The sequence below is a fragment of the Mesomycoplasma ovipneumoniae ATCC 29419 genome, assembly GCF_028885435.1.
Taxonomy (GTDB): Bacteria; Bacillota_I; Bacilli_A; order Mycoplasmatales; family Metamycoplasmataceae; genus Mesomycoplasma; species Mesomycoplasma ovipneumoniae.
Window position 1 is genome coordinate 1,012,944 of the sequence record NZ_CP118522.1, and the last position, 20,063, is coordinate 1,033,006.

12 protein-coding genes are annotated in these 20,063 nt (G+C 27.2%); 1 reads left to right on the top strand and 11 read right to left on the bottom strand.

What is annotated here, in order from left to right; translation table 4 throughout:
* The first annotated feature begins 19 nt into the window (after nt 1-19).
* The gene (locus PWA39_RS03815; RefSeq protein ID WP_069099421.1) at nt 20-832 is read left to right on the top strand and encodes a hypothetical protein; all 813 of its coding nucleotides are present in this window, start codon (nt 20-22) and stop codon (nt 830-832) included.
* Between the two features lie 337 nt (nt 833-1,169).
* On the opposite strand, the gene PWA39_RS03820 is transcribed toward PWA39_RS03815, so the two are convergent.
* The 11 genes from PWA39_RS03820 to PWA39_RS03870 form a co-directional block, all read right to left on the bottom strand.
* A complete protein-coding gene (locus PWA39_RS03820; RefSeq protein ID WP_240534019.1) occupies nt 1,170-2,687 on the bottom strand; it encodes a hypothetical protein in 1,518 nt (505 codons plus the stop codon).
* A 1-nt stretch (nt 2,688) separates the two neighbouring features.
* On the bottom strand, nt 2,689-3,474 hold the full coding sequence (locus PWA39_RS03825; protein ID WP_069099422.1) for a hypothetical protein: 786 nt from the start codon (nt 3,472-3,474) through the stop codon (nt 2,689-2,691).
* A 41-nt stretch (nt 3,475-3,515) separates the two neighbouring features.
* Nucleotides 3,516-4,157: a hypothetical protein gene (locus tag PWA39_RS03830; RefSeq protein ID WP_069099423.1), complete on the bottom strand. Its 642-nt coding sequence runs from the start codon at nt 4,155-4,157 to the stop codon at nt 3,516-3,518.
* A gap of 878 nt (nt 4,158-5,035) precedes the next feature.
* Nucleotides 5,036-7,573: an AAA family ATPase gene (locus PWA39_RS03835; RefSeq protein ID WP_240534020.1), complete on the bottom strand. Its 2,538-nt coding sequence runs from the start codon at nt 7,571-7,573 to the stop codon at nt 5,036-5,038.
* A gap of 192 nt (nt 7,574-7,765) precedes the next feature.
* On the bottom strand, nt 7,766-10,237 hold the full coding sequence (gene mip / locus PWA39_RS03840; RefSeq protein ID WP_069099424.1) for an Ig-specific serine endopeptidase MIP: 2,472 nt from the start codon (nt 10,235-10,237) through the stop codon (nt 7,766-7,768).
* 23 nt (nt 10,238-10,260) lie between these two features.
* Nucleotides 10,261-12,426, bottom strand: coding sequence for a putative immunoglobulin-blocking virulence protein (locus tag PWA39_RS03845; RefSeq protein ID WP_274827442.1), 2,166 nt, complete (start codon nt 12,424-12,426; stop codon nt 10,261-10,263).
* Between the two features lie 733 nt (nt 12,427-13,159).
* Nucleotides 13,160-14,608, bottom strand: a complete 1,449-nt coding sequence (locus tag PWA39_RS03850) for a hypothetical protein (protein ID WP_069099425.1) — start codon at nt 14,606-14,608, stop codon at nt 13,160-13,162.
* The gene (locus PWA39_RS03855) at nt 14,598-16,580 is read right to left on the bottom strand and encodes a S8 family serine peptidase (RefSeq protein ID WP_069099426.1); all 1,983 of its coding nucleotides are present in this window, start codon (nt 16,578-16,580) and stop codon (nt 14,598-14,600) included. The genes PWA39_RS03850 and PWA39_RS03855 overlap by 11 nt, the downstream gene beginning before the upstream one ends.
* Before the next feature lie 584 nt (nt 16,581-17,164).
* Nucleotides 17,165-17,986: a TdeIII family type II restriction endonuclease gene (locus tag PWA39_RS03860; protein WP_069099428.1), complete on the bottom strand. Its 822-nt coding sequence runs from the start codon at nt 17,984-17,986 to the stop codon at nt 17,165-17,167.
* Nucleotides 17,974-19,119, bottom strand: a complete 1,146-nt coding sequence (locus PWA39_RS03865; protein WP_069099429.1) for a DNA adenine methylase — start codon at nt 19,117-19,119, stop codon at nt 17,974-17,976. The genes PWA39_RS03860 and PWA39_RS03865 overlap by 13 nt, the downstream gene beginning before the upstream one ends.
* A gap of 480 nt (nt 19,120-19,599) precedes the next feature.
* Nucleotides 19,600-19,908: a hypothetical protein gene (locus PWA39_RS03870; RefSeq protein WP_069099430.1), complete on the bottom strand. Its 309-nt coding sequence runs from the start codon at nt 19,906-19,908 to the stop codon at nt 19,600-19,602.
* Between the last annotated feature and the right edge of the window lie 155 nt (nt 19,909-20,063).

Consider the following 20,063-nt stretch of genomic DNA (forward strand, 5'->3'; position numbering starts at 1 on the left):
CCTGAGGTGGTTATAACTTATGTCAAAAAATAGCAAAAGAAATTTTTGAACTTTTTTCTCCCTTGGAACTTGATTTTGAATTCAAAGCTCAATTTTAGTTGCTGTCGGTGGGTATTTGATTTATATTTATGATATTCAAAATCAACAGCAGTTGTCAAAAATAAGTGAATATCGATTTTGAAATGATAAAAAGAATGTCCTAACATTTGAAGGTGATTATCCTCGCTTTTTTATAGATAACATCCATAAATTAACTGATGAAGAATTAAAAACAAAAATGGACTCTAAAAACTCATTGAGTTTCAATGATTTTAGAGATGAGTATGTATTTATTGATGAAGATGATCTTAATAAAAAAGACTTTTTGTTTAAAAATAAAAGCAAGAAAAGTGAAAATAATAAGCAATTAGATAACAGTTATTTAATTAAAAATACGCAAGATCTTGTTGACTTAATTATACCTAATAAGCAAAAATTATTCTCAACATCCGAAAAAGCTGTTGTTGGATTTCTTGATGAAAAAGAGATTAATGATCTAAGTGAAACAATTGATTTATCAAATAAAGATGCAATCATTTTAAATAATTATGTTAGTGAACTTTTTGGTTCTTGGGGTGATCGAAGAGCAAAAGGACTAAATCTTGTTGATTTTAATTTTAATGAAAATACAAAAACAATAGAATTAAAGTGGAAATTCCAAGACTACCGCAGAAGATCTGCAATTGCTCAGGTAATAGGCGCTTATGATTGGTTTAAAAGTTATGTTCTTCTAATTGACAAAAATAAAATTGATAGTCTTGATAGTATAAAGTTTACATCTACCTTTTCTTAAAATTTTAGATAAATTTTTTAAATCTTCATCATTTTAACTTGGAAATTTTGAACAAAAAGTCTCTAATATTTGCAACTTTGCTTCATTAGATTGGACTTTTGGTGTTGCTTAGTTGAGATATTTTGCTGTTTTTTGTTTCAGTATTAATAGCACCAATTTATTCCAGGAATTTATAATTACAATTACTGATTTGACCAACAAGATATCTGTTTGATTTAATAAAAATATCCAAATTTTATTCTTGTTGGTCCAGTTTGCATAATTTGTGTTAATTAAAAAAACCGCCATAATATGATAAAATATTGGCGGTTTTTTAATGATTTTGTCAAAACTAAAATTAAGCTGCTGTTATTTGATTATGCAATGAGTTAAATTCCTCTAATGTTTTGATTTTTATGTACTCTATCTTCTTAATATCAGTATTTCCAATATCTATTTTTTCAAATTTTTGGAGATCTTTTATTATAAATTTATCTGGTTCAAACACAGCGCTATGAAATAAGTCTTTATGAGGATCATTAACTACAAAATTATCTGGTTCAACGGCAAAATTAGGAAACAAATCTTTATAATTAAAGGTATAAATTTTAATTGTATCTTTCTCTATCTGTCAATATAAAATCTGATCATCAAAAATAATTTTTGGATCTTGTTTTTTAAGTATAAATTTATTAAATTCTTCAGAGTTATTATCCTTGCTAATGAACAAATTTGAAGGGTGAAAAGCCTCGCCCCAATGCCAGTTTTTTAATTGCGAATGATCACTAATGAATTTTTTTGTCTGTTCTAATGTAGAAAAAATTTGGTCCTCTTCAGTATTTTGGTTTGATGGATCTAACTCCTGCATAGCATATAAACGAGTGAGTTGAAAAGGGTTTTTCTTAAAAATTTCTTGCTTTTTTAAAAGAAATTTTTTAAACTCATTTGATTCTTTATGGCGAATAATTTTATTGTAAAGCACAAGATCTTCAATTTTTTTAATATGAATATCTAAACTACGGTCAAAAACATGTTTGCTTGACTTATCGATAATTTTGTAAAAAATATCAAAATCTGTAATTGTTGTATTTGGACGCAGAGAGACTCTAGGAACAATTACTCTTGGTTTTTTTATTCCTGTTATTACTTTTGGTGTCCTTGCTCTTTGTGGACCAGTGTATCTGTACTCTATTCTTGAGTGAAAAAAATTTTTAAATTTTGAGTCAAAAGAAATAATGCTTGTTTTTCCATCATTTTGGTTATTTTGGAAAATATGATTAGGATTTAATGATGACATTTTTGATTTTGAATTAAACGATGAACCGTCAGGAATATCTTGAGGGCGTATAAAAATAATAACTGATTTTTTCTCAAAAAAATGAGGAGTTGACAAAATTCTTTTACTTAGTTTTTCAATTTTTAACTTAGAAATAAAAGATAAAAAATTGTTTTTATTATCTAAGACAACAAAATTATCTGCAATTTTCTTGTCTTTTAGTTGTCGTTGATCCCAAATAACATTAAATTCCATTGTGTCATTGTTTTTGGCACTCTCAGAATAAAAGAAGCCTGACAATTGTATTAAAGCGATATTGTCATGTGAATCATCAAATAAATAGTCTTCAAATAGGGGGTATTTTTGAATTAATAAATCCAATTTTTGGGGTTGTTTTTTCAAAATGTCATGTCAATATGGGTTGTTTAGTCATAAAAGTTTATTAAGATCAGTTATTTTTTTAGTGTCTGAGATACTAAAAAAATTATTATTATTATTATTATTATTAAGAACCAAAGCAACCGAAACCGCGGTAGCGGCACCTAAATTAGTTAATATAAATCCTAATAGAAAAATTTTTTTATATTTTTTTAAATCCATGTTAGCCTTGCGTTTTTTTATATATATTATTAAATTCTTCGAGTGAATTTACTGTTTTTAACTCAACATTTTTAATTTTTATATCGCCAAAATCAATTTTTTCAAACATAAGTAAATTTTTATAATTTAATTTTTCAATATTTTTTAAAGTTTTTGGAAAAATTGATTTGTAGTTTAAAGAATAGAGCGTAATTTTGCCTGTGTTTTTGTCAACTTCTGAATAAAAAACTTCATCAAGAAAAATTTCATCTACATTTTGAGATTTGAGAATAAATTTATTAAATTTTTCAGGTTCATGCTTATTTTTGCTAGGAATAAATAAATTGCCAAGGTGAAATGCTTCTTCTCATTCAAGGTTTTTAGATAAATTTTTATTATAAATAAGTTGTTTTACATCGTCAAAATCTGAAAAAATTTCTGTTTTGAGCTCATTTTTTGAATACTGTTCATTTTTGACACCATATAATGTGGTTATCTTCAAATTATTGCGGGCTAAAATTTTCTCTTTTTTATTCATTAGATCTAAAAAAGTCGCAAATTCTGGCGATGTTTTATCTAGCAAGTTGTACAAATACAAATCCTGAATTTTATTTAATTTTATAGTGGATAATTCGTTTGTTTTTTGAAAATTTTCTTTTGGATAAAATTTAAAATAAACAGCAAATTCATCCTCTAACTCTGGAATTCCGTGTCTATTTTTACTTACATCTTTATAATTAAAAAGTTTTTCTGGTATTGAAATAATAAAATTATGATTTTTATAAGCTAGAAATTTAATAGGGGACAAATTAGTGGGTAAATACTTTTCATTTATAAGTAATGGGTTAGCTAATTTTTTCCGTTAATATATATAAAAAATAAATTTTTAGCAAAAAATTCATTATCGTTTTCGTATTTTAAAAACGGTTCTTTGAGATCGGTTTTTTTAAAAAATTCCTTATACTGATTAAGACCATCGATAATAAAAAAATTTTTAGTAAATATTTTTTCGTAATCAACAAAACTTCAATTTCCACTTAATTTTTGGAAGTTTTCATCTCCATTAGTAGCTTTGTCATACTCTTTGGAGAAAAAAATAGACAATTTATCGAATTCTTTGTCGTTGTAGGTTTTAAAATTGTCACTTTCAAAATATAGATATTTTTTGATTATTTCTTGAATTTTTTCATTGTCGCTCAAAAAAATCGGCATTCAGTGACTATTTTTAAGTCAAATAGTCTCTTTTTTATCCATTCGTACTAAATCATAATAGGAAAAAATGTTGGATTTTAAAGCTTCACTGTCCTTAACGCTTATAGTGAACAAATCATTATTGGAAGAAATTTTAGATTTTAAAGATTCATTATTGTTTATGCTTATAGTGAACAAATTATTATTTTTATTTTGAAGGGCAAAAATTATAGCTGGAAAAATCCACGGTACAACAATTAAAGGTGCTAAAAATAAATATTTTTTGTTATTGAATGACATGTGAAACCGCCAAATCATCATCTATCGAATTTTCAAACAAAAAACTAAGCTATGAATAGGAAATAAATTATCTATAATATAAATTATAACAATTTTAAATGGCTTTTAGCTGAAAAACTGAAATTAAAATACAAAATTATAATTTTAATACAAAAACTTAGATTTATGATAAATAAATATAAAAACACTTTTACAACAAAAATTTTTGCAAAAGTGTTTTATTTATATCTTGAGTTTGACAGTTTGATGGCAAAAATTCACTTTTTAGGGAATATAAATATGCAAAAAATACCCGGATTTACAGGTATTTTTGATGTAAAAACCTTAATTTTGATTATTTTAAATTTAACCCTTTACAAAAAAAAAAAAAAATGTTTGGCTTAAAATAAAATTATGTTATAATAAACCTCACTAAGAATGAATTAATAAATTTTGTATTGAATTAAGGGGGAATTAGTTATGTTTTTTGCATGATAAAATCAGAAAATGCGAATTATCCATTATATTTTTAAATATGATGGTATGCCTTAAATTTCACCGTTTAGAAATCTAGAAATTTAGGGCTTTTGGTTATGGCTCTTTCAAAACTTCACATATTTTTTTAGGCTCAATGCAAATAAAAACAAGTTTTCTATTTGCATTGAGTTTAAATAGTAGTTGTTTTTTTATGATTTTTGTTGTTTAGCCAATAAATTGATTTTTGCCAGTGTCTTAAAATAGGTAATTAACTTTTGCCAAAAAAGTTAAAAAAGTGCCCAAAACTAAACTAGGACACTTTTTTAAGATTATCTTATCAAACTGGGGAAATCGGGGAAGGCAAACAAACCAACAAGTGAATTAAATTTTTACTTTTTTTACTTTTGAGATTGTTTTTTTGTTTATACTTGTTTTTGACGAATTAATTTTTTTGGGTTGGTCGTTTTTACTTTATTTTTATTTGGATTTAGAAATGTTTCAATATCTAAGCCTAATAATTCCATAATTCGTAATTCGTCCATTGCATCAAGTAAGGCATTATGTGTTTCTAAATAATTTTCATTCTTGGTTATCATTCTGTATATATTTTCTACCTTTCATCCTCTTTTTAAATCGCCGTTTTTAGTTGTTTCTGCATTTAATGGGATATATTTGTTAAATTGTTTGTTTTTAGCAACTATAGAAATATCGTTATATTCGAATGATTCGTGTAATTCAGGCAAATGTCAAAAATCATATTTTGTATATGAAAACCAATTTTTTACCTCATAATATTCCAAGAAATTAATTAGATGAACAATCATTTTTTCGCGTGTTTGAACAACAATAGTTTCTTCTTTAAATTCAAAGGGAAGGGGGAATCAAACATTACTAGCATACTTTCCACCTACTTTTAAATTGTTTTCTATTATTCAATATTTTTTAGCAATTAATTTAAAATTAGTGCTATCAGCAATTACAACTCCAACGGAAAAAATTTCACTATCATAGTTTGTTTCAACATCAATTACAGCAATGTTTTTATTCACTTTAATAACTTTTTGTTCTTTAATTGTTTCCTTCTGATTCCTTAAATTTTTTTGGTTATTAGGTTTATAGGTTCCTTTTGAAATTGTTTGTACAAGTTTTTCTCTAAATTCTTCTCGATTTTTAATTCTAATTTCGTGCATTTCGTTATTTCGAATATTCCACAATATACCTTTTTCTTTTTTTAAGGCTAGCATATATGAAGCAGTCTGTAAAAAATGAGCAGTTGTTAAATCGCTAACAAATTTAAGTTCATAAACTATTTCATTTTTGATAACATCAGCTATTCCCTCCGCTATTATTGTAAGATTATTATCACTAAATCTCAACGAGCATATTTGTTGAATTATCTCGTCTTTTTTAAGCACTTTTGATAATCTTTTATGCATTTGATCAACAGCATTATCATCAACAAAATCGGGCTGCGTTTGTTTAATGTATCTTTCTTGGTCTGTTTGCAAATAAACAAGATAGAGTGTTAAATCTTTTGTTGAATTTCTTTCTTTGATGTAATTTTCATACTCTTTTAACTGTTGTCTTTGTTGTTTTTTTGAATGGATATATTTGAGTTCAATAAAATGCCTAATTGCTTTATCTATTTGTCAATCGTTGAAATAAGATGCTTCAAGAAAAATACCAACACAAGGTGTAAGATCAATTAATGCATCTTGTGTTTTTACCTTTATTTCACTTTTATCGACTGTGTTAATTTTTTTTATACCAAGCATTTGCAACATATGCTCGATATCTTCGTCATACTTGTGATCAAACATTGTAGACATTGAAAATGATTCTTCACATCATTTCACTGAATCCCCTAAATATTTAGATTGTTTGATAATTTCTTCATTTAATGGTAGGTTTGGAGATTTTGGTTTTAAAAAGATGATTTTTTCTTTTCCTCTGCTTGCTGCTACACAAAATATGTTTTTTATAATTTCATAATTTGCTGTGATTGGACTTAAGCGGATTTGTCAATATAGTAAGTCAAAATCGAAAACAACACAAATAGGTTTTTCCAATCCTTTTGAGCTATCATATGTTGTAAAAATAGCTGAATTTTTTTTGGGAGACAAATTCCCATCTTTTTCTCTTATAGAAGCATAAACGGTTTTTTTATTAAAAATATCACTATGATTTTCTTCAAGATAATTTAATAGTTCTGTCATTTTGCCTGAACGGTAACCCAAACATAAGATGTCAGCAGGTTTTTGTTTAGCCAAAAATTCTTGAATTTCTTCCATTTCCATATATTGGATTTGACAATTTTCGTTTACTCCATTAATTGTTTTATCCCAAATCCTGCCCAACATATTAGCATGTTCTTTTGGCATTCTGAAGGAAAATGTTAAGCTAATTTTTTTATATGATCCTAAAAATTCATCAATAAAATCAGTGACATTTAATTTGGTATTATCATAAATTTTCTGATTAATATCACCAACCGCAACAATTTGTATATTAGGATTTTTTTCTTTTATTTTTTTCAATAACAAAGATATTTCTTCAGTAATATCTTGATATTCATCAATTAGTAAAACATCATAAGCGTCAACAGAAATGTTATTTTCTAAAAATATTTTAACTGCATCTGCAGAAGAAGAATTAATATCTTCTTTTCGTAAAAGTCCGTATGCAAACCCATGATAATTTTGTACAATAACATTATCGTTTTTAATCTTGTTTTTAGCTTCAACTTTTAATAGTCTATTGTAAGTTAAGTACAAAATTTTTTTATAAATAGGAAATTTGTCACACAGAACCTGAATTACTGATGTTTTTCCACTTCCAATACAAGCATCAACTAGGATATTTTCACCTTGTAATGCTAAATTAACAACATTTTGTTGCTCTTCAGTGAGTTTTTCTGCAATATTTTCAGTTTTTTGTTTTTCTTTTGTTTTTCTAGCCATAATTCTCTTAGTTATTAAGTTTTTTTATAGATTAAAACAATAGAAAAAACCGTGTCTAGTTTTTTCTATTGTTTTGCGATTCAAGAAACCCTATAAATTTTAGGGCTATTTGGAAAAATTAACCTAAGGAAATTATAGCATAAATTTTTAACAATTAAAACTGTCAATAAATGATTTTTATATTATTTTTAACTATTTTCAGTCATCAAAAACATCAACTTTTTGTGAATCTTCAAAGCCATTTGGAAAGAGATAAGTTTTAATTCCTTTATCTTTATAAAGTTGTTGCATTGCTTGAAAATATGATTTTCGCTGGTGTTTTGAGCCATAAATTAGGTCGTATTTTGGTAAATTATAAGTTCCATAATAACCTTTATAGTCATTTCCATATGATCTTAAATTTAAACTAACAGCCGTTGAAGCTCTTGGATCAGTTGCAAAAACTAATGAATATAGCTTATTATCTTTATATATTCCAGTTCCTGACATTCCTCCACCACCGGTGAAATTATCAAGTAAAGTACCTAAACCTCAAAATAAATAAGGAGTATGACTAAATACATTTTTTGATGAATCAAATTTAGTAATTTTAATAAAACCATTACTTACATAAGGCATTGCAATAAAAATATCAGTTAGTCCAGGCTTGTTCATGAATGATCGATAAGATCTTGATCAAGAAAGATCGCCTCCATTTTGCCACTGTTGGCTAGTTGGATCTTGATTAAAATAAAGACCGGTATCTTTATTTACATAAGGGCTAACGCTATGTTTTCTGGATTCTCAAGCATTTTTATTTTTGAATTCATTTAAAGTTTGATTTGTTTCTGCTTCTGTAAGTGGAAAACCTAGACCATAAAACTGATTTGCTGGTAGTTTTTCATATTGACTATCTTTTAAAAAGTCAGCATCAGAAGTAATTGCTGTTGATTTATCGTTAGTTTTTTGGTCTTGGTGTTCATCATACCAGTCTTTTGTGATCGTTTTTGCTTGCTCTTCGTTGTCAAAGGCGACTTCCATAATTGCAAAATCAAGCAATTCTTCCATATTTTTATATTTTTCTTGATTTGTAAAGTCGCCTAGTTTTTTGTCAAAAACATTTGAACCAAAGACAATTGTTCTAACATTTAGTTCAGCATTTTGTGGAATTGCTTGGTTATTGTTAAGTTGATCGTCAATTACTGAAAAATTTTTTGAACTATCAAGTGTTTTTCCAGCATTATGAATGTTTGTATCTTTGGTTCGCACAGTAAGATTGACTGTATCATAATAGTCTTCATGCCGAGGTTCGCCGGTTGTTGGCATTATATTATTTAGGTTAACAGAATCTTTAATTTTTGTAAAAACCAAACTTCATGTGTTATATTGGCGGTTATGAGTGTTATAAGCATCATCATCACGGCCATAAATTTTATCTTTATGATAATCATTTGCAACCTGAAGTCGATTTAAAACGTGGGCATTTGTAATAAAATACCAAGTTAGAGGATATTTATTGTTATCTTCTTTTTTATAGTCAATAATATTTAGAGTCCCTCTGTGCAAATTATTAAAATGAACTATTTCATTAGGGGGTAAATAATCAGGCTCACCCTCTTTTCCGTTGTGGGTTCTTAAAAATTGACCATTTCTAAAAGCGACAGAAATTGCACTTTTTGTCAATTTTTTATATTCTTGGTTTGGCAAAATCCGTGGCAGGCCAACTCTTCCAGGTCCACCTCTTAAAACTTGTCCGGTCTGAGGATCGAGATGAATTGCCGGGGAAGTATCACCTTTGTGATGTTCGGGAATATCAATCCCTGTTATGTTTCCAGAACTATCATATTTTGGCAAGACAAAGGTTCGCTGAGAAGCATTATCATATAAAGGTTGATTTGCTTGCTTAGCTTTTTGATCTAAAGATGATTTTAAATTTGAAGAGACTTTTTTGGTTTTTCCAAGCGGATAATCACTAAGTCCATCAGGGTCATCAAGGCCAATGACTTTAGCCCCACCGCCACCGTATTTTTCAAGGTAATATCTTCATTCATTATCAGGAAAATCGTACTGATATTGATCTTCAACAGTTCGTTTTCCATCTTTTACAATTGCTCAATTTTGACCTTTTGGAGCAACAGCATTTAATTGTTCATAATATTTATTAACCCGATCTTCGGGGATTTCGGGTTGGTTTTGCTGTGGCAGTTCTCTTGATTTTTCAATTGGTTTTAGAATATCTAAAAAAGATCCAATTATTAATTTAGTTAAATTGTCAGTTTGGTAACCAGTTTTTTCAAGCTGAAAATCTAAAGTTTTTTTGGCACTATCTCAGTCAATTTGCTTTTTTTCTAAATCTTCATTTTTAAATAATTGAGGCAGTGAAGACTTAACTTCATCGAGAGTTTTTGTAAGATTTTGGTAAGAAGTCTGTGAAGAACTAGCTTCAAAAGTTGAATAAGCAGTATTTATTTTGTCTTCAAAACTTTTTTGGGTGTTTTGATCAAATTTAGGCTGTTGAGTTTCGGTATCTGATTGACTGCTTCCCCCTGGTTTTGGATCTTTTTTTGGTTGCTCAACTTTAGTTTCGTTGTTAGTTGTGCATGAATAAAAAACAAAACTGCTTAAACCAAGTCCAAAAAGTAAGAAAAGTGCTTTGTTTTTTACTAAAAAATTACTTTTTTTCATATTTCACCACCAAAAAAATTAAATTAGACAAGCCCAGAAGAACTTGAGCTGTTTTGTCTACCAACAAGAACTTGAGCTGTTCCAATTGTTGAGCCAATTTTGCTTTTTGCTTCTTCAGTTTCTACAAAAATTTGGCTTATATTATTTCCTGATCCGTTTGCAACGCTAATGAACTTGCGTAGTTGTTCAATTGAGTCACCTGTTGGTGATCCAGAAATATAAACAGGGTAAGAATTAATTTGTCTTCCGTCAATTTTTACATCAACTCTTGGACTACTTCCAGGGACAGATTCAGAAAATCTTTCAGTAAATTGGGCACCATCAAGATCTGAAAATTTAAAGTTTAGGCTGTTTGATCCACTAGAATTTGATCCTTTAATTATTAATTTGGTGAACTTTAGTTTTCTAAAGCCGGTGTAATTTTCTTCAGCATATGGATCGTCTTCTCAATTTTTAACTTTTTCGTTAAAAGTTTTGTCAAAGTCATCGAATTTTATGCCTTTAAAAGTATTTACATCTGTTTCTGAAAAATCAAGTGTGGTTGGTCAGCCACCTTTTCCACCAAAATTTCCTTGGAAAACTCGCTGATTAATTTTTGAGTCAAAAACTATCGAGAGACCCTCGTTAATTTTGTCAACAGTATCACCTTTTTCTCATCTTAGGCCTGAAAAAACTATTGAACCACCAATTTTCCCTTGAGATCGATCAAAAGTTGCTTGATTATTATAGTCAAAACTAATAAAATCAACATTTTTTAGACCATTAGGATTAATACTTCATTCATCACTTACTGAATTAATTTCTGTATAAATTGACAGTTCTTTTAATTTTTTATTTTCAAGACCGCGTAAAGACTTAGTGGCATTTGTATTATTTAAAAATACTGAAACTGTATTAATTTGACTAGGAATGGCTTCAAGAATACTTGAGGCATTTTGTAAAGAGTTAGCTTCGCCAATATTTTTTATTCTTATAGCTTGAACTTTGCTGTCCTTTTGCGAAATTTTTGCCATAATTTCTTGAAATTTCTCAAAAGCATTATTATCATTAGCATCAAGTTGGATTAATTTTAAAGGTTGGCGACTTTTGTCTTCATTATCTGAATTAGGCTTGTATTCATAAACCTTAATTGAGTTAGTAAAATTGCTACCTATTTCTGAAGAAAACTGGGAACTTACATCTGATTTTGTCCAACCGGGAAATTCACCATTGGAAATATTCCACGGACTCAAAGAATACCAACTTGGAGTATTAAAAGTACGGCTTTGATTATGTTTTTTTAGTCTATTTAAGGTTGGATTTTTACTTTCATCTTCATATTCTCAAACATTAATCGAATCAAGCGAAGGAACCAGACCCTGTCTAAGTGATTTTAGCTCTTCCAAAGTAAGGGAAGTTTTTTCTGGAAGATTTTTTAAGTACTCTAAATACTGTTTTTCACGATTTAAATTATATCTTGGAAGATCAATTTGTCTTTGATAGGCTTCTTTTCAAAGGTCCCGTCCTGCATCAGTTTTAGGAATCTTGCCACGAATGTGATCTTTATCAAAATCTTCTTTATAGGAGCGCTCAATTTCGTCAACTTCAGCTTGCAAGTTTGCAACTCGAGATTCAATAGTTTTTATTTCGGCAGCAAGACCTTTTTTATACCTTTCAAGAGCATACTGAATTCTTGACTGAGAAACACCAGGAACTGGATTTTGACGAGTTGTTGGAACTGGCGATGAATTTTGAACGATTACTGGTGATCTAGTTTGAGTATTTGGGGTTGAAATCTCTGCAGATTTCCTAGGAGAGAGAGAGAGAGAGAGAGAGCGACGTGGCGTCGAAATTCTCTGGATCGGAGTTTCTTTTTTTGTTATAACTACCGGATCTTTTATTTTTGTGTCTTTAGGGATTTCTTGTTTAATTGGCGGTTTGGGTGTTTCTTCTTTTGGTTTAACTAAATCCACTTTAGGGCCGTTATTTTCTTGAGGTTTAAAATCAGAATTAACGACCGGTGAGACAAAAGTTAAATCATTTGGATTATTTTTGATTACAATTGAAGGAGATGAAGAACTATAGTGAATTTCATTACTGGAGCTAATAAAATTATTAACTAAGGAACTAGCAAAAGAACCTCCAACTAAAACCATAGCGGATGAGGCTAAAATTATTAATTTTCTTCTTCTTGGAACATAAATTTGCATATTTCCTCCTTATTACTTTTCATATAGGATATAATAATTATACAAATTTTTTATTTTAAAAAATAAAAAAGATACTACAAATTTTGAATTTGTTAGTTTATGTAGTTTTAATTGTCCTTTTATTATTAATTTAATTATTTTTTGCCAAAAACAGTCAAATTAATAATTTTTTATATTTTTTTGAATTTAAGAAACACCTCTTTAGTGATATTTTAAAATGTGAAATTTTAAAAAAGTGGCTAGTATAGATTAATATGCCAACTTTCTTTTTTAAAATGTGATTTTTTATAGAAAGTTCAAATATATATTAAAAATTTTAAACCATTAATAATTTTTTTCAAGTAAAAATTAGTATTTTGTACAAAAAAGAAGTTCAAAAGGATTTAAATTTTGCCAACTTATTGGTAGTTTGCTTCTGTTGTTTAGTCATTTTAAGTGCTTTTTAAAAGGATTTTTATGAGTTTTCTAGTGGTCTAAATATTTAAAATAGGTATGATTTTTTCTTTGACATCTTAATAAAACAGTAAAAAAATTGTAATTAACTTTTGCAAAAAAAATGAAAAAAGTGCCTAAAACCAGGCACTTCTTTAAGATTATATTATCAAACTGGGAAACTCAAGAAAAAGAAAAATGCAAAATTGACACAATGAATCAATTTTGCATGTATTATATTAAACAATTTAATAAGAAATTGGCAAAAAAGTTTAATAAATCTATGAAAAATATATATGTACTAACCCGTTTTTTCCATTTTTCATTGTGGTAAATAATTTTTTATTACTGATTCGAGTGTTTTAAGGTGATTAATGTTTTTATTAAAAACAATATTTTTTTCTTTTGGAACTACCAAAATTTGAAAAGCAACTTTATTAAATTTTGATAAGGGGTAAAAACCCGAAAAAGCATTAAAACTATAATCTGAATGGCTAATAGGTTCTAAAAAAATATTGTTATTTTCTTCCTTTGTAATGATTATGTTCTCAAATTCTACTGTTGCTGATTTATTATCAGAATTTTTATTATCAGAATTTAAATAATAAGATTGCGGAGAACCATAGACAAATTTTTCTCATGTTTCATATATAAAAATATTTGAATTTTTAAAGATATTCTCAAGCTTTTCCCCTTTAAATACTTTTGTTTCAAAATCGTTTATAAACTCATTTTCATCTATTTTTAAACTTGAGTCCAATTTTGAAATACGATTGATTATTTTATCTTTAAATTCTTCTAAATTTTTAATTATCGCATGTTTGTTTTCAAAAAAATTATTGGCTCAAGGGTCGAGTTTTTCAGCAACTTTATCGTACGGTTGCTTTAATTTAAAAAATTGAATTTTATTTTTCTTTTGGATAGACTTAATTTCATCGAAAATATCATAAAATGCTTTATTTTTTAAATAATTCGGAAGTAAATACCTTTTTTCAAGATCATGATAAATTTTTCTAGTTTTAGTTACTAAAGTTTCTTCGTCAGCTTTCTTAAAATCATAGTGAAAATAAATTTTTTTGTCTTTAGGATACAAAACAACGGTAAAATATGGATTAAACACTGGCACAATCCCCAAATTCGTATACCGATTATAATGAATATCATCTGCTCGAAAAGGAGTCATATTTATATAGCGGTCCTCTTTATCATCGAAATAATAATGTCTAGACGATAATAGACTTTTTTCGCCAAAATGCTCCATAATTAAAATATTATTGTTGTTAAGCGTTTCTTCTACTGTTTTACCATTTAGAAATTTTTCTTCAAATTCTTTTTTTATTGAATCAGCGCTAACAAAACTATCTATATTGGCGTCTTTTGTAATTTCTTTGGATTTTTCAACTATATTTTTTTGAAATTCTTCAAGAGTATAAATATCAATTGAATTTTTATTACCAAGAAAATAATTTCGACTTCTATTTTGGGTTACATTGCTATCTTTTTTTTCTTTTTGCAAGGAATAGAAAAAATTTAATGGCGAAAATGTCGCCCTTTTTACATTGTTCTCTTCATAATGTTTATCTAATAGATTTAAAAAATAATCTCCACTATATTTATGATTATCTTCATCTAGGCTTGGCCTTGGTTTAGTAGAGGTGAAATTAAAAAACTGACCACATGAACTCAAAAAAAATGGCAAAGTTAAGGAACTTATAACTATAAATTTACTAAAAAATTGTTTAATTTTCATTATGCACCAAATAAGAAGCAACTATTCTGTCATCCTCTGAATTTTCAAAAACGGAAGATCTATAATTTTTAACATAAATACGATAATAGGCAGATTCGTTTGACTTAAAATCTATTAATTCATTGTTGCTCAGGATGCTATTAGATCTTGCAACATCAACTCAATCGCCATTTGAATTTAATTTTTGTAAGTAAAGATCATAATCTGAAACAAAAGCACCACCTTGTCGTTTTTTTGTTACCTCTAACGGTAATCAATCGTGGCTAACATTTCTAGTGATTGCCGGTAAAAATCACCATCAGCCAGATATATTTTGGCCTTTTTCGTTATTTTTTAGCATTCCAGCGTTAAAGTTTCAAGACAAGGAGGCCTTAATTGTCTCATTTGAATTAACTCAGAACCTATTGCCAGTAAAAATAACTTCGCCCTCATTTTCTTTATTGCCGAAAATAAAACTAATATTATCTACTGCTTCTTTCATTTTTTCAAAATCAGGGGTTCCAGCCCCGTACTTTTCATAATAACCACTATCTTTTTTATCCAAATCAATATGATTTGGGCTTATTGCAGAAACAGAAAGAATAGATTTTATTACTGGAACTCTAAAATCATCACGAACTCAAAGTGGTTTTCCTCTTAAAAGTGTTGATATTAGTCCGGTTACAATAGGGGCTGCATAACTAGTTCCACTTACATATTTTTTGCTTTGGTCAGATTGATTTTTATCATCAAGAACATTATAAATCTGACCTGGAGCTACTACTAAGGGTTTAGCAAATTGCAAGTATTCATCACCAGTTTTAAAATTAGAATAAGGCGCTATTTCATTTTTTGCAATATTAGAATTACTAGAATTATCTTGAAGTGCACCAACCACTATTGAATTTAGCGACAAGCTTCTATCATCAATTCATGGATTATCATCAGCTTTATTTCTGCCAAATTCATCTTCGTCAATTTTATCAGCGCCATTGCCTGCAGCAAAGACATTAATTACGCCATATTTTCTTGCTAAAAAATCAAGTAAATATGCATTTTCGTTGTAGTCTTTAAAGTCTACAAGTTTATTTCCATAACTGTGATTTATTACCCTTACATCTTTAGTAGCCATTCATTCGATTGCTTTGTGCCATTCAGCATCTGTTTTAAATATTGATAAATACAAATCCGACTTTTTATCAACACCTGCTTTGCCACCTAAAATTAATGAGACTAGCGTTGAATGATATGGTTTTTCGGCTTGCTTGGGTCTATTTGAGACTAGATCGTTTATATTTAATTGATTTTCATTAAAATATATATTAAAATTTTGGTCAAATTTGTCTAAAAATTCTATAGCACCAACCTTTGAGGTGGCTTTATCTTGATTTTCACTGTCTTTTGCTGCTTGTTTTTGAAAATTTACTATTGAAATATTTTTATTTGACGACTCCCTAAAAAGTGAATGATAATTATCATTATTATTTAACGGATTATTGTCATCTAACGTTTCAACATGTCCTGTTTGTTTGTCTTTTTCTTCATTTTTATAAACAATAAATCGACTGATAGTAGAATTTTTTAAGGAATTTTTAACAAAAAATTCTCGATCATTTTCAGTGTCAAAATAAAACCAGACAATTGGTAACATTTCGCTGTATTTTGCTTCTTTATATCTTAAGTCTGACTTCTTAATTTTTTCTAAAAAATTAATATTAAAAGAAGTTATTTTTTTAGGTTCGGTATCTAAAAAGTCAGGGTTTAATAATAATTTCAATTCAAAATTATTATCTAGATTTTCAACTTTTGACGATTTATTTAACTTTTTAATAAAAGGCTCTCTTACAACAATTTTACTACTAAAATTTGTAGAATATCAATATTGCTTATTATTATTTCAATTTATAAAGAGCGAACTGTATATTAATGGAATTGAAGCAAAACCAAACAAATATAAGGTAAACTTTTTTAACTTTTTAAATTTTTTAACCACAAAAACCAAACCTTATTATGTATTAATTCAATTTTATTTTCTATGTAACTTATATCAGCTAAGAAATTTCTAAATCATCTTTTTATTATTAATTAATTATATCAAAAAATAGTTGTGATTCAATAAAAGTTGTTATAAAAACTAAAAAAAATTAATAGAAAAAATCAGGCAACTAGTTTTTTGTGAAGATTTTGAGTGCAGTGCTTTTGTTAATTTTTCTTCGGATGTGTTCATAATTTTGTGATCTAAATATTTTAAATAGGTATGATTTTTACTTTGATATTTTAATAAAACAGTAAAAAAATTGTAATTAACTTTTGGCAAAAAAGTTAAAAAGGTGCCTAAAAACGGAGACTTTTTTAAAATTATTTCGTCAAACTGGGAAACTCAGAATTTTCTTTTTTCTCCATTTCTTTTAGTTCTGATAGTTTAATTCCACTTTTCTTTATTGTTTTATTTTTCCCTGTTTTAGCTGTTCTTCTATACTTAATTTTATTTTTTTCTTGTTTTCTGTTTGTATATTTGCTCCTTTCTTGTATTAAAAAAGACGACTAGATTTTTATCTAATCGTCTTTTTTATGTGCTTATTTTTTATCATTAAAATACAGTTTTTTTATCCTTACAAGTGATAATTTTATATGCTGGCAGCTTTTTTGATATTGTTTAAATACAATATCGAATCCATCCTTATCATCACAAACAAAATTCCAATAATCCCTACCAATAAGTAATTCTTCTTCTGCAAAAAACTGCTTCACTCTATCTTGTTTCCAAATATTTCCTTCACCAAATGAATTATATGCAGTAGCTAAAAATATTTTTATTGTATCTTGGCTATTTTCTTCAAGTGAATTTTTAAGAATGAAATACTCTTGAAGTAAAGCTATTTTTTCTGTTTTAGCTTTTTTATTATCCAAATCTCCTCCTGCTTTTAATTCAATTAAAAAATGTTCTTTTGTATCCTTTTTATAAAAATAATGATCTGTTACATGGTCTTTTTCAAAACTTCTTGTATCCTGTGGAATCATACAGTTAAAAGAATTGTAATCAGTAACTTTAGGTTTAGTATGTTTTTCATAACCTGATATCATATAGTCAACATGTTGAGATTGCTGCGGTAATAAATATGATTTCACATTTTTTCTTACATCATAAGATAATTTAGCAATGTTATTTCCGATATTTTCTAATATTTTTCCAAATGAGCTGTCAAAACTTCTAACAAAAGCACTATAAAACATAAATTCTTCCCCTAATTCAGCTATAAAAGGATTGTTTTTTTCCCTATTAATAACTCCATCTGGGTCATCTAGTTCTTTTGTATATTTTTCTTCTAATCCAATAGAAAAACTTGAGATAGAACTTTCGACTATAGCTTCTATAGATTTTTGTTTTAATTTATCCATTGTTTATTCCCTTTATTGTAAATATCGTAATTTGTTATTAACAAATGTTCTGCTCTCTTATCGTTTCTATTCTGAAAACTTACAACATATTTTTTATCAAAAGTTTTGATATTAAATTCTTTATATAGATTAAAAATGAAATCTGTATTTTTTATAACTAACATAAACTTAGCTCTAGTATTTTTACAAAAATTAGCTAATCTTATATGATCCTCATTTGAAAATTCATTATTAGCATAAGTTGAAAACGAAGAATCATACGGTGGGTCTAAAAATATAAAATCATTCTCATCTAATTCCACTTTATCAAAAAAATCTGCAAAATCTAGGGAATAAATTTCAGTTTTACCTAACTTATTTTGCATTTCAAAACTCTCTATATATTCAATTTTATTTGTTAAATATTTGTTGTTATAACTACTCCCACCATATGGAACATTGAAACCACCATTCCTATTGTATCTGAACATAGATGAGTAACAATATTCTCTAATAAAATAATAAATTGAACTAATAAAATGTTCGTTCAACTTTAACTTATCAAAATTATTGTACAAAAATCTAAAATAAGTATATATTCCACTTTTAAATCCCGTTTCTATGTTCAATTTAATATCATCTATTGAAAGTTCGCCTTTGTCCTTTTCTATTTTTTTCATTCTCTTTAATTTTTTAAAAAGGTTATTTTCAAACTCTAATAATATTCTTTTTTCATCAATAATAAATTCATCATTTAATATACCATTAAATTTTTCAGCATTGTTTATAATAAATCTTTGTATGTTTATCTTAAGCTGTGCATCTGAAATTCTATTAAGTTTATATTCATTATATAAATCTGATAATTTATATATATAATCTTCACTGATTTTTTCTAAAATTTTCCAACATTTATCTATCTCTTTTATTGCGTAAAAAAATATATTGTTTTTTGATTGAATTGATTTATATAAATTTATTAACTCATTAGACTTATCATTTATATAATATTCTTTTATATTATCAACTGCAAAATAAACTGCTCCACCACCGACAAATGGTTCATAAAATCTATTGATATTTTTTGCAAGATTCTCTAAAATTATTTTCAGTTCTTCGGTTTTACCACCCGGTCATTTTATAAAAGGCTTCATACTAATTATTCTCCTTATAAATCTGTGCTACATCTTAAACCACCGAAGAATAAATCGGTAGTTACTAAGTTTCCCAGTTTGACGAGATAATCTTAGCAAGTGTCCGGTTTTGGGCACTTTTTAAAGATTTTTGACAAAAGTTAATTACCTATTTTAAAACAATGGCAAAAATCAATTTATAACTAAAATATCAAAAATCATAAAAAAATACAACTACTATTTAAACTCAATACAAATAGAAAACTTGTTTTTATTTACAGCGAGCCTAAAAAACATATGAAGTTTTGAAAGAGCAATAATTAAAAGCCTTAAATTTATAGATTTCTAAACGGTTAAATTTGAGGCATTCCATCATATTTAAAAATATAATGGATAATTCGCATTTTCTGATTTTTTATAGCAAAAACATTCTTAATTCCCCCTTAATTCTAATCTCAAAATTTATTAATTATTCTTAGTGATGGTTATTATAACATAATTTTATTTTTGACCAAACATTTTTTTTTTTTTTTTGCAAAAGGTTGATTTTAAGATAATAAAAATTAAGGTTTTAAAGTCAAAAATACCTGTAAATCCGGGTATTTTTTCATATTTATATTCGCTAAAAAGTGAATTGTCCATCAAACTGTCAAACTCAGGTGTGTGATTTTTACTTTGATATTTTAGTAAATCAGTAAAAAAATTGTAATTAACTTTTGGTAAAAAAATTAAAAAAGCACTTAAAAACAGAGGCTTTTTTAAAATTATCTCAACAAACTGGGAAACTCAAGGATTAGACAGGAACTTCATATTAATTATAGCATTAAAAAATATAACTATATATAACAAAAAGTGATAGACAAGCATTTATAAATAGATAATGTTTTAAGTATTTTCACAAATTTAAATTAAATATATTGGATACATTGAAATAAAAAGGTGGAAATCCACTTAAATTCTTCAAA